Origin of the sequence: Tatumella ptyseos ATCC 33301, assembly GCF_000735525.1 — a bacterium.
Lineage (GTDB): Bacteria > Pseudomonadota > Gammaproteobacteria > Enterobacterales > Enterobacteriaceae > Tatumella > Tatumella ptyseos.
The window spans coordinates 33,123-54,730 of the sequence record NZ_JMPR01000008.1; the positions used below are offsets into that span (position 1 = coordinate 33,123).

General features: G+C 51.8%; 19 protein-coding genes. 10 read left to right on the forward strand and 9 right to left on the reverse strand.

The features are described from left to right. Positions 1 to 67: 67 nt before the first annotated feature. Positions 68 to 2,620, forward strand: coding sequence for a peptidoglycan glycosyltransferase/peptidoglycan DD-transpeptidase MrcA (mrcA, locus tag GTPT_RS02065; protein ID WP_025901494.1), 2,553 nt, complete (start codon positions 68 to 70; stop codon positions 2,618 to 2,620). A gap of 168 nt (positions 2,621 to 2,788) precedes the next feature. On the opposite strand, the gene nudE is transcribed toward mrcA, so the two are convergent. Then, the gene (gene nudE, locus GTPT_RS02070; RefSeq protein WP_025901495.1) at positions 2,789 to 3,358 is read right to left on the reverse strand and encodes an ADP compounds hydrolase NudE; all 570 of its coding nucleotides are present in this window, start codon (positions 3,356 to 3,358) and stop codon (positions 2,789 to 2,791) included. Between the two features lie 398 nt (positions 3,359 to 3,756). On the opposite strand from nudE, the gene GTPT_RS02075 reads away from it, so the two are divergent. The 4 genes from GTPT_RS02075 (at position 3,757) to pckA (ending at position 9,365) form a co-directional block, all read left to right on the forward strand. Further along, a complete protein-coding gene (locus GTPT_RS02075; protein ID WP_029991033.1) occupies positions 3,757 to 5,883 on the forward strand; it encodes an IgaA/UmoB family intracellular growth attenuator in 2,127 nt (708 codons plus the stop codon). 305 nt (positions 5,884 to 6,188) lie between these two features. Further along, positions 6,189 to 6,593, forward strand: coding sequence for a ribosome-associated heat shock protein Hsp15 (gene hslR / locus GTPT_RS02080; RefSeq protein ID WP_029991035.1), 405 nt, complete (start codon positions 6,189 to 6,191; stop codon positions 6,591 to 6,593). Between the two features lie 26 nt (positions 6,594 to 6,619). Further along, a complete protein-coding gene (hslO, locus tag GTPT_RS02085) occupies positions 6,620 to 7,486 on the forward strand; it encodes an Hsp33 family molecular chaperone HslO (protein WP_025901498.1) in 867 nt (288 codons plus the stop codon). Positions 7,487 to 7,742: 256 nt separating this feature from the next. Then, entirely contained in the window at positions 7,743 to 9,365 is a 1,623-nt protein-coding gene (gene pckA, locus GTPT_RS02090; protein WP_029991037.1) for a phosphoenolpyruvate carboxykinase (ATP), read from the forward strand. Between the two features lie 44 nt (positions 9,366 to 9,409). Here pckA and envZ read toward each other — a convergent pair whose 3' ends face one another. Together envZ and ompR are read right to left on the reverse strand one after the other, a co-directional pair. Beyond that, on the reverse strand, positions 9,410 to 10,765 hold the full coding sequence (gene envZ / locus GTPT_RS02095) for a two-component system sensor histidine kinase EnvZ (protein ID WP_025901500.1): 1,356 nt from the start codon (positions 10,763 to 10,765) through the stop codon (positions 9,410 to 9,412). Then, positions 10,762 to 11,481 carry an osmolarity response regulator transcription factor OmpR gene (gene ompR / locus GTPT_RS02100; RefSeq protein WP_025901501.1) on the reverse strand — a complete coding sequence of 240 codons (720 nt, stop codon included), beginning with the start codon at positions 11,479 to 11,481 and terminating at the stop codon, positions 10,762 to 10,764. Before ompR ends, envZ begins: the two co-directional genes overlap by 4 nt. A 328-nt stretch (positions 11,482 to 11,809) precedes the next feature. Between ompR and greB the strand changes: the two genes are divergently transcribed. Continuing rightward, positions 11,810 to 12,289, forward strand: coding sequence for a transcription elongation factor GreB (greB, locus tag GTPT_RS02105; protein WP_025901502.1), 480 nt, complete (start codon positions 11,810 to 11,812; stop codon positions 12,287 to 12,289). Between the two features lie 98 nt (positions 12,290 to 12,387). After that, positions 12,388 to 14,709: a Tex family protein gene (locus GTPT_RS02110; RefSeq protein WP_025901503.1), complete on the forward strand. Its 2,322-nt coding sequence runs from the start codon at positions 12,388 to 12,390 to the stop codon at positions 14,707 to 14,709. A gap of 38 nt (positions 14,710 to 14,747) precedes the next feature. On the opposite strand, the gene GTPT_RS02115 is transcribed toward GTPT_RS02110, so the two are convergent. The 3 genes from GTPT_RS02115 to bioH form a co-directional block, all read right to left on the reverse strand. Beyond that, the gene (locus GTPT_RS02115) at positions 14,748 to 15,044 is read right to left on the reverse strand and encodes a putative quinol monooxygenase (protein ID WP_025901504.1); all 297 of its coding nucleotides are present in this window, start codon (positions 15,042 to 15,044) and stop codon (positions 14,748 to 14,750) included. Positions 15,045 to 15,205: 161 nt separating this feature from the next. Then, positions 15,206 to 15,475, reverse strand: coding sequence for a YdgH/BhsA/McbA-like domain containing protein (locus GTPT_RS02120; RefSeq protein WP_025901505.1), 270 nt, complete (start codon positions 15,473 to 15,475; stop codon positions 15,206 to 15,208). A 171-nt stretch (positions 15,476 to 15,646) separates the two neighbouring features. Next, the gene (gene bioH / locus GTPT_RS02125; protein ID WP_025901506.1) at positions 15,647 to 16,417 is read right to left on the reverse strand and encodes a pimeloyl-ACP methyl ester esterase BioH; all 771 of its coding nucleotides are present in this window, start codon (positions 16,415 to 16,417) and stop codon (positions 15,647 to 15,649) included. A 31-nt stretch (positions 16,418 to 16,448) separates the two neighbouring features. Here bioH and gntX point away from each other — a divergent pair, with 31 nt between their 5' ends. Together gntX and nfuA are read left to right on the forward strand one after the other, a co-directional pair. Beyond that, complete coding sequence (gntX, locus tag GTPT_RS02130; protein WP_029991038.1) at positions 16,449 to 17,132, forward strand: DNA utilization protein GntX; 684 nt, start codon at positions 16,449 to 16,451, stop codon at positions 17,130 to 17,132. Positions 17,133 to 17,189: 57 nt separating this feature from the next. Further along, entirely contained in the window at positions 17,190 to 17,765 is a 576-nt protein-coding gene (gene nfuA / locus GTPT_RS02135) for a Fe-S biogenesis protein NfuA (protein ID WP_025901508.1), read from the forward strand. A gap of 43 nt (positions 17,766 to 17,808) precedes the next feature. Here the strand turns inward: nfuA and GTPT_RS02140 are convergent, their stop codons facing one another. Genes GTPT_RS02140 through glpE form a run of 3 tightly spaced genes read right to left on the reverse strand, consistent with a single transcriptional unit; the run spans position 17,809 to position 19,799 of the window. Beyond that, positions 17,809 to 18,567, reverse strand: coding sequence for a DeoR/GlpR family transcriptional regulator (locus GTPT_RS02140; RefSeq protein WP_025901509.1), 759 nt, complete (start codon positions 18,565 to 18,567; stop codon positions 17,809 to 17,811). A gap of 43 nt (positions 18,568 to 18,610) precedes the next feature. After that, the gene (gene glpG, locus GTPT_RS02145) at positions 18,611 to 19,444 is read right to left on the reverse strand and encodes a rhomboid family intramembrane serine protease GlpG (protein WP_029991040.1); all 834 of its coding nucleotides are present in this window, start codon (positions 19,442 to 19,444) and stop codon (positions 18,611 to 18,613) included. Between the two features lie 22 nt (positions 19,445 to 19,466). After that, on the reverse strand, positions 19,467 to 19,799 hold the full coding sequence (gene glpE, locus GTPT_RS02150; protein ID WP_029991042.1) for a thiosulfate sulfurtransferase GlpE: 333 nt from the start codon (positions 19,797 to 19,799) through the stop codon (positions 19,467 to 19,469). A gap of 230 nt (positions 19,800 to 20,029) precedes the next feature. On the opposite strand from glpE, the gene glpD reads away from it, so the two are divergent. Further along, positions 20,030 to 21,556 (forward strand): glycerol-3-phosphate dehydrogenase, encoded by a 1,527-nt coding sequence (glpD, locus tag GTPT_RS02155; RefSeq protein WP_025901512.1) that lies wholly within the window; start codon positions 20,030 to 20,032, stop codon positions 21,554 to 21,556. The last annotated feature ends 52 nt before the right edge of the window (positions 21,557 to 21,608 follow it).

The window sequence follows — 21,608 nt, forward strand, 5'->3', positions numbered from 1 at the left end:
TCTTGCCTTTATACTACGCGGAAATTGTTTATAAACTATGCAGTTGACCTTTGGTGGGATATTTCAGGTGAAGTTCTTAAAGTATTTATTTATTTCCGCAATTTTTTGCGTATTTCTGGGAGTCGGCTCTGTCTATGGCCTCTATAAGTATATTGAGCCACAGCTGCCCGATGTAAACACACTGAAAGATGTGCGGCTGCAAACGCCGATGCAAGTCTACAGTGCCGACGGAGAATTGATGGCTCAGTTTGGCGAAAAACGCCGTGTCCCCTTAACGCTGAATCAAATCCCGCCTGAAATGATAAAAGCGTTTGTCGCCACAGAAGACAGTCGATTCTACGAGCATCATGGCATTGACCCGGTCGGGATCTTCCGTGCTGCCAGTATCGCGCTGATGACCGGTCATGCCTCTCAGGGGGCCAGTACGATCACCCAGCAGTTAGCGCGTAATGTCTTCCTGAGTCCGGAAAAGACATTTATGAGGAAGGTTAAAGAAGCCTTCCTTGCGATACGTATTGAGCAGTTACTGAGTAAAAATGAAATTCTGGAACTGTATCTGAATAAAATCTATCTGGGCTATCGTGCATATGGTGTCGGTGCCGCCGCTCAGGTCTATTTCGGCAAAACGGTGGATCAGCTGACCCTGAGCGAAATAGCCATGATTGCCGGGCTACCGAAGGCCCCCTCAACCTTTAACCCGCTCTATTCACCGGATCGCGCCCTGGCCCGGAGAAATGTCGTTCTGTCGCGCATGCTGGACCAGCATTACATTACTCAGCAGCAGTATGATGACGCCAGGAAACAGACGATTGATGCCAGTTACCATGGTCCGGAAGTCGCCTTCACTGCACCGTATATCACCGAAATGGTGCGTCAGGAGATGGTGAAGCGTTATGGCGATAATGCTTATACCGACGGATTTAAGGTCTATACCACTATTACACGTCGCTTACAGACCGCCGCGCAGGCGGCAGTACAGAAAAATGTTATCGACTACGATATGCGTCACGGCTATCGCGGCGCACAGAAAGTGCTATGGAAATCCGGCGATAACGCCTGGGATGCAGCAAAAATTAGCCGGGAGCTGAATACACTCCCTGTGTATGGCCCGCTTATCCCGGCCATCGTCACCGCCACAAATGCCAGCTCTGCCAGTGTGACAATGAAAGGGGATAAAGTGCTGTCACTCGACCTTGCCTCTGTTCGTTGGGCAAGACCGTTTAAAACAGACACGCAGCAAGGTGCTACTCCGCAAGCGGTTAATCAGGTCCTGCAACCCGGGCAGCTTATTTGGGTACGGCAATCAGAGAACCAATGGTTACTGGCACAGGTGCCGGATGTGAATTCAGCGCTGGTTTCTCTGAATTCCAAAACCGGGGCCATCATTGCGCTGGTTGGCGGCTTTGATTTTAACCAGAGCATGTTTAACCGGGCCACCCAGGCCTTACGGCAGGTCGGGTCAAATATTAAACCGCTGCTGTACACCGCAGCCATGGATAAAGGTCTGACATTAGCCACTCTGCTGAATGATGTGCCCATCTCCCGCTGGGACGCCGGTGCCGGTACAGACTGGCGTCCGCATAATTCTCCGAATACTTATGACGGCCCTATCCGTTTACGTCAGGGATTGGGGTTATCTAAAAATGTGGTAATGGTCAGGGCGATGCGGGCCATGGGTGTGGATTATGCCGTGAAATATCTGCAGCGGCTGGGCTTCCCGGAACAGAATATTGTCCATACGGAATCACTGGCGCTGGGTGCGGCATCTTTTACGCCGTTACAGGTGGTCAGAGGCTATGCCACACTGACAAATGGCGGTTTTCTGGTGGACCCATGGTTTATTCAGAAAATTGTCAATGATGCCGGTGATACCGTCTTTGAAGAACAACCGAAAATTGCCTGCCCGCAATGCAATATTCCGGTGATCTATGGTGAGACCCCGAAATCCGCAGCACTGAACGAAGACAGTATTGAGAATGTTGCTCCATCCGGCCCGGACGCTGCGGCCAATACCTCAGCCCCGCAAACGGATCTGGAGCAACCTGAAGTCCCTCCGGCAGCGGATCAGGCATATGCGCCTCATGTGATCAGCACCCAGCTCTCCTTCCTGATTAAGAGTGCCCTGAATTCGAATGTCTTCGGGGAACCCGGCTGGCAAGGGACAGGCTGGCGTGCCGGCAGAGATCTGAAACGGAATGATATCGGTGGTAAAACAGGCACAACCAATAGTTCGAAAGACGCATGGTTTTCCGGATTCGGCCCGGATATTGCCACCTCGGTCTGGGTCGGCTTTGATGATGCCCGCAGGGATTTAGGCCGCAGTACTTACTCCGGTGCCATTAAAGATCAGGCCGCCGGGTATGAAGGTGGCGCAAAAACCGCCCAGCCTGCCTGGGATGACTATATGAAAGTTGCGCTGGAAGGTGTGCCGCTGCAGCCGCTGGTACCCCCGGAGGGTATTACGACGGTGACGATTGACCGCACCACCGGAAAACTGTCTAAAGGCGGGCCGAACTCACGTCAGGAATACTTTATTACCGGGACGGAACCGACCGGGTATTCAGTGCAGGATACCAGCCCTGAAATCATCAATAACGGGCAGAGTCACGACCTGTTCTGACCCCTAAAGTAAAAGACCACCGCCAGGCGGCGGTGGTCTTTTAACAAGTCCTGGCGTCGGCGACGGACATCTTCTGCCCGCAGCGCTCATGGCATTCATCTGATGCCACTTATCACTTCCTGAGACGTTTTCATTCACCCTGATCCGGGGATAGCACTACCGGCTTTTTTATGACGGGTCCGGCAGTTTATTGTGCTTTATCAGCCATTCCCGTAGCAAAAACAGCGCACTGATATTCCGGGCCTCACTGAATTGTGGTTTTTCCAGCAAGCCGGTCAGATTATTGAGCGGCCAGCGGTGTACGATCAGCGGTTCAGGCTCATCACCCTCCAGTTTTTCCGGGTACAGATCCTGCGCGACAATAATGTTCATACGGCTGGAGAAATACGAAGGTGCCATGGTCAGACTGGCCAGTAACTCTGTGCTCCGCGCGCCAAATCCCGCTTCTTCTTTCAGCTCACGTTGTGCTGCTTCCGGGGGGGTTTCGCCCGGGTCTATCAGACCTTTAGGAAAACCCAGTTCATAACTCTCCAGCCCGACCGCATATTCTTCGATCAGCAACACCGAATCACCTTCCAGTGCGAGGATCATCACGGCTTCACGTGATGAGGGCTTCATACGCTCATATGCCCGACGTTCACCGTTACTGAATTCCAGGTCGACCTGCTGGATAGTAAATAGCCGGGAACGGGCAACCTCTTTGATATTCAGAATTTCTGGTTTTTTCAGGGAACCCATCGATAACCTCGAACAGTACGTTGTAATCAGCATTGGTAATAAACGTATAAACTCGCTGTTCGTATTGAACCACAGCTCACCCCGCAGCTCAAATCCCCGGTTCAGCCTTCACAGGAGCATCGGCGTCAGGCATTATCTTCACGCCGGGGATCATACAGAATATAAATATTAAGATTAGACCGATATCCTTATTGTGCTGCCCGCAGTAGAATAGTGATGAGCGAAATCTGAATTTAATCAATGACTCCTGAATAGTGACCTGACTGCAATAGGATCATAATTCGTTGCATTAGCAGCACACACCGGGCCGGTACCCGGAACCACTGAGAATCATCTTTTATTATATTTCCGGAGTAAATAACTGCTGCGGAGTTGTCTGTAGCCAGGCTGAACATTACATGGGTATGATGATCACGATTTTAGCATTAGCAATATTATTGTCTGGTGCTTCAATGATTTATTTCAGAAGGTACCGCTTCTTTCCGGAGAGGCTTTCTTTATTGATCCCGGCAACTAAACGCTCTCTTTCTTCTGAAGAAAAACAAGCCGCGGTTGCGTACTTATCTGCTGTATCATCATCACGTCACCCTTTTCTCGCGCTGTTTAATCGTTCCAATGTCAGTAAAGAACCGGTTTTTACGTTACGGAGCCATAAGGTTTACTCCCTCAACTATCCGATAACGCGCTACGGGCTTTCGACCAGTTCCCCCCAGCAATGGCGATATTATCTCGATACCATTGAAATCCATCTGCCACCGTTGTGGGAACAATTCATTACTGCTGAAAATACCATTGAACTGATCCCCGCCGGGAATATTTTACTGGTCATCGCACTCAACGGACATCAGCTGGCTGACTATTTTCAGGAGACATCAGAGAGCACCCGCCATCTGCCACTGAACTCCCCGGCTTCCATCCGTAAAGAGAAAAGCAGCAATATTGAGCTTCTGCAGATACGCAGAGAAACACCGGAAGAACACCAGCTTTCCAGGCCCGACGGCACCACGGAAGCCTTTATTATCTGTCTGGCATTACTGGTATTGTTCCTGAGTCAGCTTGTTCCTCCGGGGCTACTGTTATGGCTGGTCGTGCCGGCGCTATTGGTGATCACCGGATGTCTGTGGAGTATGTTCCGGCCTGCCAGACTCAGTGATTTTAAAGAAATCCACTGTATGCGTGGGTTACCGAAACGTTGGGGGCTTTTCGGCGAGTCGAATCAGGAACAAAGTAATATTTCGCTGGGCGTTATCGATCTGCACTATCCCGATTACTGGATGCCTTATATCCAGCACGACCTGGGAAAAGAAACTGAGATAGATATTGATACCGAACGTCGGGTGATCCGCCAGGGCAGATTTCTTTCATTACATGATGAGTGCCGCGAATTTCCGGTACAACGCTGGCGTAAAAATGCTGTGCTGGCTGGCGGTGCATTGCTGGTATTAATCATGATGGCGAGCTGGGTCCCGCTGGGAATGCCTTTTAAACTGAGTATGGCCTGGCTGCAGGGTACTCAGCGAATTGAAGTGACCTCACTGAAGCAGTTAACCGCCATGAGATTACAGGTGGGTGATTTACTGGACGTCAAAGGGAACGGAATGTGTTCGGTTCCGGGCAGTTATCAGGGGAACCGTATTTATGGCTATATGCCTTTCGACTGCTCTGCCATTTACTGGAATAACGCCTCCCCTCTTCCATTGCCACAGTCTGAGACCATTGATGAAACCACAGCACTACTGGATACGGTTCAGCGGCAGCTGCATCCTGACTCCATCGATGATTTAAAAATTAACCCCCAGCTGGCGTTAGCTATCCAGAAATCGGGGATGATCCTGCTGGATGACTTCGCCGATATCGTACTAAAGACCCATCAGCTCTGTGGCCAGGCGATGGATTGTGTCCGTCTGAAAAATGCCCTGGTCAATCTGGGGAATGCGAAAGACTGGTCATCTCTGGTGGCCCGGGCGAAGTCCGGTCAGCTGAATGGGGTTAATGTCCTGCTGCGTCCGGTCAGTGCCGGCATGCTGGAGAACCTCGTCAACAGTGCCGCAGCAATATTTTTTACCAGTGAGACCCGTAAAGCGATAGAAACCCTGAACAGCCCGCCGCCGGGAGGTTACCTGTTGATCAGTGACCAGGGCCGGCAGCTGGTCAGACAGCCACAGCCCGATGTCTCTTTATTTGATCTCAGTGCACCCGAGCAATGGAATGAGTTGCAGCGTATTTCCGCTATGTTGCTCCATACGCCATTTACCGCGTCCGGGATCATTACAGCGCTCTCCGTCGATGCAAATGGTACTACCCATGTATCATTACATGAAGAACCGGGAGGGATCTCACTCTGGCGCTATCTGGGAACATCTCTTTTCTTAGTCGCATTGGTGGCCTGCCTGCTGGTGAATGTTGTTCTCGCCCTCCGCGGAGTGCGTAAAGACCACCAGCGACAGATAGCCATTCAGCAATATTATGATAAATGTTTTAATCCGACCCTGGGGAGCGGACAAGAGCCACGCTCATTGTTTTGATCCGGATGACCGCTTCAGCCATCTGCCCGGAGTTGCCGGTCATGCCCCCGCTCCGGGGCCAGGCATGACCGCCACTACAGCATTTCATGGTACTGCCATCGCAATACATCCGGCCGGAATTACGTTATAATAGGACATCACTGATTGGTGCTGCACGGAAAATACTGTCACCTGTAACGTCCCCCTTCTGCCTTGAATTATTCGTATTCACCCATATTTACTCAATTCCGGCACAGGACGGTCACGCACATTAATGCCTCTCTGCCGGGGGCAGGTCACCGGTGATTCTGATAACAGGAGCCAGTATGAAAAAACAAACGTCTCCGCAGGATGTCAGGCTGGATAAATGGTTATGGGCTGCCCGATTTTATAAAACCCGGGCCATCGCCAGAGAAATGATTGAAGGCGGAAAAGTCCATTACAACGGACAACGTACCAAACCCGGAAAACATGTAGAGCTCAATGCCGGGCTGGTGTTACGTCAGGGAAATGACCTGCGTACCATAGTGATCACCGGCATTTCCGGGCAGCGAGGCAGCGCGACGGATGCCAGTCTTCTCTATCGCGAAACGCCGGAAAGTATTGAAAAACGTGAGGCACAAGCCGTTGCACGGAAACTCCATGCATTAACGATGCCGCACCCAGACAGACGGCCGGACAAAAAAGAGCGCCGGCACCTGATAAAATTTAAATTAACGGGCGATGAATAATCTCCCGTCACCAAAGAGAGACACTTATGCCTGTACACGATCAGCTTCATCGCTTTATTTTTAACAACGCCGAGGTCCGCGGAGAACTCGTGAATGTTTCACAGACCCTGCAGGATATCCTGCGGGATCATGACTACCCGCAACCGGTGCAGGCATTACTGGGCGAGTTGCTGGTCGCGACCAGTCTGATGACCGCGACACTGAAATTTGAAGGTGATATTACGGTTCAGCTGCAGGGGGACGGTCCTCTGTCCATGGCCGTGGTCAATGGTAACAACCACCAGCAGCTTCGTGGTGTTGCCCGCATGCGTGGCGATATTACTGACGGCGCAACATTGAAAGAGATGGCAGGTAACGGGTATCTGATCATTACTATCACTCCGGCGAAAGGCGAGCGTTATCAGGGCGTGGTCGGGCTGGAAGGTGAGACGATTGCTGAGTGCCTGGAAGACTACTTTGCCCGTTCAGAGCAATTACCGACCCGACTCATTATCCGCCAGGACGCACAAGGTGCCGGGGGTATCCTGCTTCAGGTTCTGCCTTCCCACGGTGCCGGTAACGAGGAGTTTGAACATCTGGTAACGCTGGCTGACACCATCAAGGCCGAAGAACTGACCTCACTGTCGGCCACCGATGTGTTATGGCGTCTTTATCACCAGGAAGAGGTATCTGTCTTTGACCCGGTCACGGTTGAATTCAAATGTACCTGTTCACGTGAGCGCTGTGGCGACGTACTGAAAACCGTGGCGGCTAATGAGATAGATGAGATCCTGGCCGAAGATGGCAAGATTGATATGCATTGTGACTACTGTGGCGCTCATTACATTTATGATGCGGTCGATGTGGAAAATATTCGCAATAATGCTCTCGCAGGTAATAATTCCGTCCACTGATCCTGAACTCCGGCCTTCTCTGTTGAGGCCGGCGTACCCGGTATTGCTACAGGACTACCTTTTCTGTTGAAAGAAAGGGTAGTCATTACAGTGAAGTATAACCCGCCTCACACTTTTCTCCGGACTCCCTTCCTGCCCTTATCATCCGCTGTGTACACTGCCCGTGACTATCAGGTTAATACCTCTTGGGGTCATTATCATTGCCTCTGGCCGCGGCATATCCACTTGCAGACTCAGGTTCGAAAGGAGCAGATATATGTCTTCCAGAAACAGGAAGTTGCCCGAACTCTCATCGTTAGGTATTCAACATACCCCCTGCATTATTTATAACCCGGACTACGATACCCTGTTTAACGAAGAGCTACGCCCGGAATTACAGGGCTTTGAGCGGGGAACACTGACCAGTAACGGTGCCGTGGCGGTGGATACCGGTATTTTTACCGGCCGCTCCCCGAAAGATAAATACATTGTCCGCGATGAAACCACCCGCGATAACCTCTGGTGGAGTGACAACGCGAAAGGCAGTCACGGAAATCAGCCACTCAGCACGGATACCTGGCAGGCATTGAAAGAGTGTGTGACAGATCAGCTCTCAGGTAAGCGTCTGTTCGTGATCGATGCCTTCTGCGGGGCCAATACAAACAGCCGGCTCAGTGTCCGCTTTGTGACTGAAGTGGCATGGCAGGCTCACTTCGTCAAAAACATGTTTATCCGGCCGGACGAGGAGGAGCTGGCACAGTTTACCCCGGATTTTGTGGTCCTGAATGCCTCAAAATGTACCAATCCGCATTGGCAGTCCCAGGGTCTCAACTCAGAAAATTTTGTGGCATTTAACCTGACCGAGCGTATTCAGCTGATCGGGGGGACCTGGTATGGCGGTGAGATGAAAAAAGGCTTGTTTGCCATCATGAATTATTTACTGCCATTGAAGAATATTGCATCCATGCACTGCTCCGCTAATGTCGGTAAACAAGGGGATGTGGCCGTATTTTTCGGCCTTTCCGGAACCGGGAAGACCACACTTTCTACCGATCCCGCCCGGCAGTTAATCGGCGATGATGAACATGGCTGGGATGATGAGGGCGTTTTCAACTTTGAAGGCGGGTGCTACGCAAAAACCATTAATCTCTGCGCCCGGGCGGAGCCGGAAATCTACCAGGCTATCCGTCGTGATGCTTTGCTGGAGAATGTGGTTGTGCTCCCTGATGGAAGCATAGACTTTACTGATGCCTCAAAAACCGAAAACACCCGTGTTTCTTATCCAATAAGCCATATTGAGAATATCGTGACTCCGGCCTCAAAAGCCGGACATGCACGTAAAGTCATTTTTCTCACTGCCGATGCCTTCGGGATTTTACCCCCTGTGTCACGATTGACGCCGGAGCAAACCCAGTATCATTTTTTGTCCGGCTTCACGGCCAAACTTGCCGGGACAGAGCGGGGTATTGTCAAACCGTTACCCACGTTTTCGGCCTGCTTTGGTGCGGCGTTTCTTACCCTGCACCCGACCCGTTACGCAGAAGTGCTTCTGAAGCGGATGCAGGCTGCTGGTGCAGAAGCCTATCTGGTTAATACCGGCTGGAATGGTAAAGGTGAGCGTATTTCGCTGAAAAATACACGGGCACTGATTAATGCCATTCTGAACGATGAATTACGGCAGGCTCCGGTACAAATACTGCCGGTCTTTAACCTGCAGATCCCTCTGATGCTGAAAGGTGTGGAGAGCCAGATACTCGACCCGAGGAATAGCTGGGCGTCAGAGAGCGAATGGCAAACACAGGCTGAAGTGCTGGCACAGAAGTTTATTGATAATTTCGGGCAATATACGGATACGGAAACCGGCAAAGCACTGGTGCTCGCCGGTCCTGAGCTACATTAATCCACAACCACAGACAGGGCTCTCACCCTGTCTGTTCCACACACTTAATGAGTCACGGTATTGACCACTGGCGGTTCTGTGGCCGGAACCGGTAACCAGGCCCGGATGCGTAACCCGCCCTGCTCACTTCTTCCGATTTCCAGCTCACCCCGATGCGCGTCAATAATTCGCTGGACGATAGCCAGCCCTAATCCGGTCCCACTGGTACTGCGGGCACTGTCTCCCCGGACAAAAGGCTGAAGCAGGTGCTCAATTTGCTCAGGTTCAATCCCGGGACCATTATCTTCCACCTGAAACCAGGCCCGGTTCAGCTCACGACCACTACTGACTTTGATCCAGCCATTACCATACCTGGCGGCATTCACCACCATGTTAGCGACGGCACGTTTGACAGAAAGCGGATTGATGTCCAGCAGCAATTCACTGTCCATCACAGCATTCTCTATCTCGCGCTCATAACCGCTTTCAGCCGCGACAACTTCCCCAAGTACCGTGTTAAGATCAACACGTTCGGTCTGCATTTCCTGCCCGGTGCGCAAATAATCGATAAACTGTTCGATGATGGCATTGCACTCTTCAATATCTTTGTTGATGGATTCGGAAAGATACTTTTCTTCTTCCCCCATCATCTCCGTGGCCAGGCGAATGCGTGTCAGCGGTGTCCTGAGGTCATGACTGACCCCTGCCATGAGTAACGTACGGTCATCTGCCAGCTGTTTAATTCCGGCAGCCATCTGATTAAACGCCCGTGTCACTGAGCGTACTTCCGATGCCCCATACTCCCTTAACGGTGGCGGTATAATCCCCTGTCCCACCTGCAGAGCGGCATGTTCCAGCTCCACCAGTGGCCGGTTCTGCATACGGATAAACAACCAGGCTCCGCAAATCGCCAGCAGCATAATAGCGAGGGTATAGCGGAACAGCGGGGAGAAATCTCCCTGATGAATTTCTGTCAGAGGGACACGCACCCAGATGTCGGGTGATAACCAGGTCTTCAGCCAGACCACCGGAGAGTTTTTGTTAACCTCCACCCGGACATCTGTCGGTCCTCCCAGTTGTTGCGCCATCTGATCGCTCAGAAATTCATAATGCTGTGCCCAGCGTAACCCGCTTTCCTCTGCCGCTGCATTGGTATACAGTGAAATACCTAATTCCCGATAGATTTCCCGACGGAAAGCTGGCGGAACTTCTAACTGTGTGCCGTCTTCCAGCTGCAGTTTATCGGTCATCAGCATTCTGACTTCATACGCCAGAACTTTATTAAACTGCTGAAGACTCGGTAAAATCGCAAAATTCAGCACCACCAGATAGGTCGTGACCAGGCTGACAAACAGCAGAGTCACAATCAATAGCAGCGTACGGGCAAAGGAGCTCCGTGGCGAAAAGCGGAATCGCTTCATGCTTTACTGCCGTCCGGCACAAAAACATACCCCAGACCCCAGACTGTCTGGATATACCGGGGGTGTGCAGGGTCTTCTTCTACCATACGGCGCAGACGTGAAATCTGAACATCGATGGAACGTTCCATTGCACTGTATTCACGGCCACGGGCCAGATTCATCAGTTTGTCGCGGGATAAGGGTTCACGCGGGTGGCTGACCAGCGCTTTCAGTACCGCAAACTCACCGCTGGTTAATGGCATAGGTTCATCTTCACGGAACATCTCGCGGGTGCCGAGGTTCAGTTTAAACTTACCAAATGCGATAACCGCTTCTTCCTGCGAAGGTGCACCCGGCAATTCATTCGCCTGGCGACGTAATACCGCACGGATCCGGGCCAGTAATTCACGCGGGTTAAACGGTTTAGGAATATAATCATCAGCACCGATTTCCAGTCCGACAATACGATCGACTTCTTCGCCTTTGGCCGTCACCATAATAATCGGCATCGGATTACTTTGGCTGCGTAAACGGCGACAGATAGAAAGCCCATCTTCGCCCGGCAGCATCAAATCAAGGACCATCAGGTGGAAGGATTCACGGGTCAGTAAACGATCCATCTGTTCAGCATTCGCTACGCTGCGAACCTGGAAACCCTGCTCAGTCAGATATCTTTCCAGCAATGCCCGCAGTCGCATATCATCATCAACGACCAGAACTTTGTAATTTTCCTGCATTTCTTCACTCCCAAAGGCACAATTGCCTGATGCTGTATTGTTAAAAAAGATATATTACAGTGACAGTTTATAATGGTTTATATTCTAGCCGAAATTGTTACAAAGCATATTAAACAGCAAGTTAACTCTGTTTTTATCGCCCGATGCCCGCGGAGTCTGTTGAATTTCCTCAAACTTTCTATCCGGATTTCACCACAGGCGATAATGGCTGTTTTACGCACAGAAGGGGGAATTTCTGGCTATCCTCCGCAGAAAGCGGACTTTCACACCCGCATGAGCGACATACACTGACAATGACTGACATTTATTGACTGTTACGGGAAGCGGAATGAGAACGCCACTGATTACACGCGAAGGCTATAACAAATTAAAACAGGAACTTGACTATCTGTGGCGCGAGGAACGCCCGGAAGTCACCAAAAAGGTTACCTGGGCTGCCAGCCTGGGTGATCGCAGTGAAAATGCCGATTATCAGTATAACAAAAAGCGGCTCAGAGAGATTGATCGCAGGGTCCGGTATCTGAGAAAAAGCCTGGAAGCATTACGTATTGTCGATTACTCTCCGCAGCAACAGGGCAAAGTCTTCTTCGGCGCACAGGTCGAGGTCGAAAATGATGCCGGAGAAATTAAATCTTTCCGCATTGTGGGCTATGACGAGATTTTTGGCCGTAAAGACTATATTTCTATCGATTCTCCGATGGCCCGGGCCTTGCTTAAAAAAGAGGCCGGTGATGCCGCGCGGGTAGAAACACCGGCCGGGATTGCTACCTGGTATATCAACGAAATCCATTACCCGGATGCAGATTAGGAATATAGCCCAAAGGCAGCGGTGCTACTGGCATTTTAACGGCTCAGTCCGTATAACTGTCCGCTGGAAACCAACCTCGCAGAAATCTGATGCTAAAGATGAAAAATTCGCTAAGCCAAATTATTGCCGGTGAACTTCAGGTGCGTGCAGAGCAGGTCAATTCTGCAGTGCATCTGTTGGACGAAGGGAATACCGTGCCATTTATTGCACGCTATCGTAAAGAAGTTACAGGCGGGCTGGATGATACACAGCTACGCCAGTTAGAATCCAGGCTGGGTTATCTCCGTGAGCTCGAAGATCGCCGCCAGACCATCCTCCGGTCCATTGAAGAACAGGGCAAGCTGACACCGGAACTCTCCGATGCGCTGAACACAACCCTGAGCAAAACTGAACTCGAAGATCTCTATCTCCCTTATAAACCGAAGCGCCGCACCCGTGGACAGATAGCCATTGAAGCCGGTCTGGAACCCCTCGCGACCCTGTTATGGCAGCAGCCGGATCAGGATCCTGAGAGCGTGGCGCAGTCTTATGTGAATGCGGATAAAGGCATCGCAGATACCCGGGCAGCGCTGGACGGTGCACGTTACATACTGATGGAAAAGTTTGCGGAAGACGCCGTTCTGCTGGCGAAAGTCCGTAATTATCTGTCTAAAAATGCCCACCTGGTATCGAAAGTCGTGGCAGGAAAGGAAGAAGAAGGCGCGAAATTTCGCGACTACTTTGATCACCACGAACTGTTATCGTCAATCCCTTCTCACCGTGCGTTGGCCATGTTCCGCGGGCGTAACGAAGGTATCCTGCAGCTTTCTCTGAACCCGGATCCGCAAAGCGATGAGCCACCGCGGGAGAGTTATGGAGAGACACTGATAGCAGAACATTTACAGGTCATTTTCAATGATGCGCCAGCAGACCGCTGGAGAAAGGCTGTTATCAGCTGGACATGGCGGATAAAAATTCTGCTGCATCTGGAAACCGAACTGATGGGCACACTCAGAGAGCGGGCTGAAGATGAAGCGATCAATGTCTTTGCCCGTAACCTGAATGATCTGCTAATGGCGGCTCCGGCCGGTATGCGCCCGACTATGGGGCTCGATCCCGGCCTGCGTACCGGCGTAAAAGTCGCCGTTGTCGATGCTACCGGTAAACTGGTAGCCACCGACACGGTATATCCGCACACCGGACAGACGGCCAAAGCCGCTGCCAGTGTGGCGGCGTTATGTACCCGCTATCAGGTTGATCTGGTGGCTATTGGTAATGGTACCGCCTCCCGGGAGACAGAACGCTTCTTCCTCGAGCTGCAAAAACAGTATCCGCAGGTAACGGCTCAGAAGGTTATTGTCAGCGAAGCGGGTGCCTCAGTGTACTCAGCCTCTGAACTGGCCGCCCTTGAGTTCCCTGATCTTGATGTCTCACTGCGTGGCGCCGTTTCCATTGCCCGCCGCTTACAGGACCCGTTGGCGGAGCTGGTGAAAATTGAACCCAAATCTATCGGGGTCGGACAGTATCAGCATGATGTCAGTCAGAGTCAGCTGGCGAAAAAACTGGACGCCGTGGTGGAAGACTGTGTTAACGCCGTCGGCGTTGACCTGAATACGGCATCCGTTCCCCTGCTGACCCGCGTTGCCGGACTGAGCCGGATGATGGCACAGAATATTGTCGACTGGCGGGATGAAAATGGCCGTTTCAGAAACCGTAAGCAGTTACTGAAAGTCAGCCGTCTGGGGCCAAAAGCCTTTGAACAGTGTGCCGGCTTTCTGCGGATCAGCCAGGGTGAAAACCCGCTGGATGCGTCTACCGTTCACCCGGAAGCCTATCCGGTGGTTGAACGCATTTTGCAGGCAACCGCGCAGAGTCTGCAGGAATTAATGGGTAACAGTCAGGCCGTTCATGCCCTGAAGCCTTCAGAATTTACCGATGAACGCTTCGGGTTGCCGACCGTTAACGATATCTTAAAAGAGCTTGAAAAACCGGGCCGGGATCCCCGTCCTGAATTTAAAACAGCGACCTTTGCTGAAGGTATCGATACGATGGCTGACTTACTGCCGGGGATGGTACTGGAAGGCTCGGTCACCAATGTGACGAACTTCGGGGCTTTTGTGGATATCGGCGTCCACCAGGACGGTCTGGTGCATATCTCGTCCCTGTCGGATAAATTTGTCGAAGACCCGCACAAGGTCGTGAAAGCCGGGGATATCGTCAAGGTCAAGGTCATGGATATCGACCTGCAACGTAAACGTATCGCCCTGACAATGCGTCTGGATGAGCAACCCGGCGAAACACGCAAACCGGGAGGCGGTGCCGCACCTGCAGGTCAGCCACGCCCTGCAGCCCGTCAGAACAACGGGAAAACACGTCCTAAAGCCACAGGCAACAGCGCAATGGAAGATGCTCTGGCCGCTGCATTTGGCAAAAAACGTTAATCTGATAAGCTCCCGTTCAGGGAGCTTTTTTCCGCTATTCAGCCCGCACTGACTTCCTGCGAGAGAATAACGTCCAGCGAAGCACGGTTATTCAGTGCTGCAGCCAGCTTCTGAAATGCCGGTGCTTTCTCATGTTCATCCAGGTGCTGACGTGAACTCCAGCGCTCCAGCATAATAAATTGTTGCGGCTGGCTGATATTTCGATGTAAGACATAAGATTCACACCCGGGCTCACCCTGCACTTCTTTCTCAGCCGTTTTTAAGGCTTCAGCGACCACTTTTTCTTCGCCCGATTTTGCTGTAATTGATGCAATAACTGTTATTACCTGGCTCATATCTGACCTTCTGATGGTTAATACGGGACCCCGGCAAACTGGCCGGCAGACAATGAATCTGTCTGAAAGTATGCAACTGCAGGCAGAAAAAAGACACCCCGACCGCATCAGAAGATAAACGGTAAAGCACAGACGGCTGAAGGCCGCCTGTGTAAAAGACACTATTTATAAACTTCCGCCGTGGCACTGATACGGCCATGTTCACGTCCGGAAATGACTCTGAAATAACGCCCCCCTTTCTCATCGGCCTGCCTGGATAACTCTGCTTTGGCATCCAGCGGAGAAGTCGCTTTCGAGGTGGTCGTAATCGTTCCTATCTTCTCCAGATGCTGACTGTCCACTTCCGCTTTGGTCACCTCTTCTGCAGCCCATGCTGAAAAAGACATTGCACCCGCGACGAATGCAGTTAACGAAAATTTCAATATATTCATAGGGTAAGCCTCTTACTTTTGGTTTTATAAAATACGTAAGAACAGGCAGCCCCTGACACATCAACCATGTCAGGAGCAGTCAGACAGTATCAGACAACAGAGGTAAATGAGGTTGTCCGACCGGATTATGCGCAAACGTCTAAAAAACAGACTGTTCACCGGGTCAAACTTTTACAAATCAGATGAAAAATCGATCAGCTGTTGGCAGAAGAGCTCAGGATGAGAAATAAAAGGCGCATGTCCGGCCTTAGGAATGATCAGTGACTGGCCGTGTCCGGTGTACTGGTCCACCTTAGGGACTATCGCTACCGGCACCAGCGCATCCAGCGCACCGTAGATACGCAGCACCGGAACCTTCAACGCGGAGAGTCCGGCCCGGAGGTCTGCGGATTGCAGAATAGAAAGCCCCCCGTTAAGTACATCGGCTGACGGTAAAGGTTGCGACAGGATAACTTCCCTGAGTTGCCGCGCATCCTGTCTGGCGGAGCCGGTTCCCAGGGTTTGTAACGCCATAAAACGTTCTACGGTTTTTTCAAAATGCAGACTCAGTTGTTGTCTGAACCCTTCCAGCACGGTCGGCTTTATCCCCGGCCACTGCTCCCGTTCACTGAAACAGGGGGAAGAAGAGATAGTGACCAATCCGCGTACTTTCTGTGGCGCGATCTGCACCACCCGGGTCGCGACCAGGCCGCCTAAAGACCAGCCGGCAATGAGCGCATTTTCCGGTAAATGTGGCAGTAATGTCCCGGTCATCTCCTCCAGCGTCATCGCAGAATAGCCCTGACTGCGGCCATAGCCAGGCAGATCGACGAGGTGTAACCGGAAATGCGGTCTTAATCTCTCCAGGACGCCAGACCATACTTCGGCATTCAAACCCCAGCCGTGCAATAGCACAAGATCCGTTTTTCCTTCTCCGCAACGGTGCCAGTAAAGCGACATAATGAAGTACTCCGGTTAAAAGTAAGAGGTTAGCATTTTCACTTTAAAAGGTAATTGCTGGCTGTGCCAGCTACCCGTGTCTTCGCCGGGGCGCGGGATCTGTAGTGCCTGTCAGCGCCGCTTGCCCCCACTCCCGCCGTTATGCTATCGCTGTGGTTTACCTGCAGCACCGGGGACGGAGGCCTGTGGCCGCTGTTTACTCAACCCTCCGCCCTGGCACCGGCTGGTCTGCGTCAGTGATTATCTCCCGCCGCTCAGCCGGTTACTGCATAAGTTCAAGTTTTCAGGATGTACCGCACTGCAGGTGATGTTTGCCAGACTGATTTTGCTAAGCTGGTTACAGCAGCGCAGAGTCTGTGGCCTGAGAAAACCGGATATTCTGGTGTGTTCACCATTGTACAAGCAGCGGCGATGGCAGCGGGGATTTAATCAGTCCGCATTACTCGCGCAACCCTTAGCCTATTGGCTATCCTGTGAGTATGCGCCGGAAGCGCTGATACGTACCCGGAAAACGGCATTACAACACCGGCTGAGTATTCAGCAAAGAAAGCGTAATCTGCGTCATGCATTTGCCACGGAGTTCGACTTTTCCGAACGCCATGTGGCGCTGGTGGACGATGTTGTCACCAGCGGCAGCACAGCAGGCGAAATATCACTCTTGCTCACCCGTGCAGGGGCGGCCAGTGTCCAGGTCTGGTGCCTGTGCCGCACCTTGTAGAGTCACGGTGATGGGCGTATTATTACCCACTGTTTCAGTCAACTATTGAGCCATACTATGATCCGTATTACTGACACTGCCCAGGAGCATTTTTCGAAACTGCTCGCTAAACAGGAAGAAGGCACCCAGATTCGTGTTTTCGTGATCAATCCGGGGACGCCCAGTGCAGAGTGTGGTGTTTCCTATTGCCCACCCGATGCGGTGGAAAGTACCGATACAGAGCTTAACTATGAGCGCCTGACCGCGTATGTCGATGAACTGAGTGCCCCTTACCTTGAAGATGCCGAAATCGACTTCGTGACAGATAACCTGGGCTCACAGCTCACGCTGAAAGCACCGAATGCCAAGATGCGTAAAGTGGCGGATGATGCCCCGTTGATTGATCGGGTGGAGTATCTGTTACAGGCACAGATTAACCCACAGCTTGCCAGCCACGGCGGTAAAGTCTCGTTGATGGAAATTACCGAAGACGGGTATGCGATTTTACAATTCGGCGGCGGATGCAACGGCTGTTCAATGGTTGATGTCACCCTGAAAGAAGGGATCGAAAAAGAGATGCTGGCTGCCTTCCCGGAACTGAAAGGGGTGCGTGACCTTACTGAGCACCAGCCGGGTGAACACTCTTACTACTGATTATCGTTATCCACCGTGTAAACACGGTGGATATTTGAATCAATCAGCACAGCACCAGCTGGACATCATGCTGCCGGATAACCCTGAGTAGTTCTTCCGGCGGTTTACGGTCAGTATACAGGCTGTCCAGCATACTGATATTCCCCAGATTCACCATCGCATTGCGTCCAAACTTTGAATGGTCGGTAACCAGGATCACATTACGTGAATTTTCAATGATCGCACGCTTCGTCCTGACTTCATGGTAATCAAACTCCAGTAACGTACCATCCATATCAATGCCACTGATCCCAAGAATGCCATAGTCCAGCCGGAACTGAGAGATAAAGTCCATCGTTGCTTCACCGATGATCCCTCCATCACGTGTCCGGACATCTCCGCCGGCAATAATGACTCTGAACTCCGGTTTTGCCATCAGCAACGTCGCCACATTCAGGTTATTGGTGACCACCTGCAGATGCTGATGGTTCAGTAAAGCATGGGCTACCGCTTCGGGTGTGGTGCCGATATCGATAAACAGCGTCGACCCTTCAGGGATCTGTGCGGCAACGCTGCGGGCAATACTGGCTTTTTCTTCGGAATACATCATCCGGCGATCATGCCATGCCGTATTCTCTGCGCTGGAGGGTAACGCCGCGCCACCGTGATGCCGCTGGATCTGGTTCTGCTCTGCAAGATCATTCAGATCCCGCCGGATTGTCTGCGGGCTGACCGAGAAATGTTCCACCAGCTCTTCAGTACTGACATATCCCTGCCGTTTAACCAGCTCAATAATGACGTCATGCCGCTGAGTCTGCTTCACTCTACCCTCCTCTGCAGGTTTTCCCTGACTTCTGTGTTCATCGTCAATGTTGTTTTCTGCGGGCCTGAGTATCGGCAAACGCCATCGCTAGCCCCACCAGTAAACCTGTAAAGTGCGCCATATTGGCGATATCCATCCCGAACAGACCGTAATACCCGACCACCAGCCATAAAATAGAGAACACAATTAATCCGCGTTCCAGATATACCCCGCTCTGCGGGTCTCTTTCACCCCGTAACCAGCAATATCCCATCAGTGCATAGACCACACCGGACAGGCCACCAAACCAGATCCCGCTGAATTTAGCCTGCATCCAGCCACTTAACAGGGCTGAAATGACAGTGATCACAAATAACTTTCCACTGCCCAGCCGTTTCTCAACCGCGCCGCCCAGATACCACCACCAGAGCAGGTTGAAGACGATATGCAGCAGAGAGAAATGAAGAAAAATATGGCTGACCCAGCGCCAGACCTGAAAATATTGTCCCGGTCCGTCAGGCCAGGATAACCAGCTTAAAACGGTTTCATCGCCGGCAATCTGCATCAGAATAAAAACGGCGATGCAGCTCACCATCACACTCATCGTCAGCGGGCCAGCCCGTTCACGAAGATTGGTCAGAAACTGCCCCCGCGGATATTCCATACGTAACCGGGTCGTACCGCTTTGCCAGCTCGCGGCCTGATAACGGGGATGATTGGGATCGCGCATAAACTGACTGAGTTCACTTTCGGTTAATGTCAGCTGATCTTCATCGTCCAGCCAGAGCTCGTAACTGTGCTGCTGCTGTTCAATATGCAACCTGACGCCGCGGGTTGCCATATAATCCACGAAAGCCTGTGCCATTCGCGGGTTCGTAAACTGCGTAATACATTTCATGACCTATCCCCAGTGCCGGACATTACCCCTGACAGTTATCGGTACGGATTTGTGCAGGAAACGCCATCCGCCAGGCATCAAAACCTCCGTCGACGCTATATACCTGATCAAACCCCTGATTAATAAGATATTGAGCCGCACCTTTACTGCTGTTTCCGTGGTAACAAAGGACTAATACCGGCTGGTCAAATTCCGCTTCTGCCATAAAATTGTTCAGAGTCCCGTTGGTCAGATGGAAAGCCTCCGCAACATGGGCCGCTTCAAAACTTTGCGGGTCGCGAATATCGACCAGAATAGCGCCCTGTTGTAACTTCTCCATTGCCTGCAGAACGTTAATGCACTCATAGGTTTCCATATCACTCTCTCTAATCAATCAGCTCACAGCCGCACATTGTAACCTGATCTTTGTTCTCCCGATAATCCGATAAATCACGAGCATCGGCGCTATTGCCCTCCGATTTTGTTATCTGCATCACGCTAAAATGTTTTCATCGGGTTAAATATTGGCATCAATGTTTGTTTTCGCCTATGCTAATGTTCGAAAACGAACATTGACTGATTATTCCGAACTCCGGAGGAAAGCGCGTGGAAACCAAAGATCTGATCGTCATCGGTGGTGGCATCAATGGTGCCGGAATTGCGGCAGATGCTGCGGGACGTGGCTTGTCAGTGCTGATACTGGAAGCCCGGGACTTTGCCTGTGCGACGTCCTCTGCAAGTTCGAAACTCATTCATGGTGGCTTACGCTATCTGGAACATTATGAATTCCGTCTGGTCAGCGAAGCGCTGGCCGAACGCGAAGTTTTACTGAAAATGGCTCCCCATCTCGCCTTCCCTATGCGTTTCCGCCTGCCGCACCGGCCACACCTTCGTCCGGCCTGGATGATCCGTATGGGATTATTTCTGTATGACCATTTGGGAAAACGAACCAGTCTGCCCGCCAGTAAAGGGATCACTTTCGGGGCCGATTCTGTACTGGACCCGGCCATTAACCGCGGCTTTGAATACTCAGACTGCTGGGTGGATGATGCCCGTATGGTGATTGCGAACGCTCAGGCGGTCGTCAGCCACGGGGGTGAAGTCAGAACCCGCACCCGGGTCACCCGGGCATGGCGTGAAAACGGTTTATGGATCGTCGAAGCGGTGGACAGTGACAGCGGTGAACACTTCCGCTGGCAGGCGAAAGGCCTGGTCAACGCTGCCGGCCCATGGGTGAAAGAATTCTTCGATAACGGTCTGGCGCTTAAATCACCTTACGGGATCCGGTTAATTAAGGGCAGTCATATCGTGGTTCCCCGTGTCCACCAGGGGAAAGAAGCGTATATCCTGCAAAATGAAGATCACCGTATTGTGTTCGTGATCCCGTGGATGAATGAGTTTTCAATTATCGGCACGACCGATGTGGAATACCACGGTGATCCGAAAGATGTGGCGATAGATGATAACGAAACAGACTATCTGCTGAAGGTATTCAATGATCATTTCCGTCATCACCTGACGCGCGAGGATATTGTCTGGACCTATTCCGGTGTCCGCCCGTTATGTGACGATGAATCCGACTCCCCTCAGGCAATCACTCGTGACTACACGCTGGATGTGCATGATGAGCATGGCAAGGCACCCTTGCTATCGGTGTTTGGCGGCAAGCTGACGACGTACCGCAAACTGGCTGAGCATGCGATGGAGAAGCTGGCTAAATATTATCCGAAGGCCGGGCCGGCCTGGACCAAAGAAAGTGTGCTGCCCGGCGGCCATTTTTCCGGCAGCCGTGAGGACTTTGCCGCCAGCCTGCGTCGCCGCTATCCGTTTATCACCGCGAATATGGCTATGCACTACGCCCGGACCTATGGCAGCAATACGGAAAAGGTACTGGGTGATGCACAGCGACTGGAAGATTTGGGCGAAAACTTTGGTCATGAATTTTATGAGGCAGAACTGCGCTATCTCGCCGACCACGAATGGGTTCATGAGGCGCAGGATGCGCTCTGGCGCCGGACAAAACAGGGGATGTGGCTGACAGAAGAACAACAGACCCGGGTCGGTGAGTGGCTAAAGACCCGGTATCGCACTCCTTCTGTACTTCCCGCATCTTTACCGGTTGCCGGGCTGTAATTTTCAGACAGTATAAAAACAGGAAGGCGGCCTGGTGGCCGCCTTCGTTTTG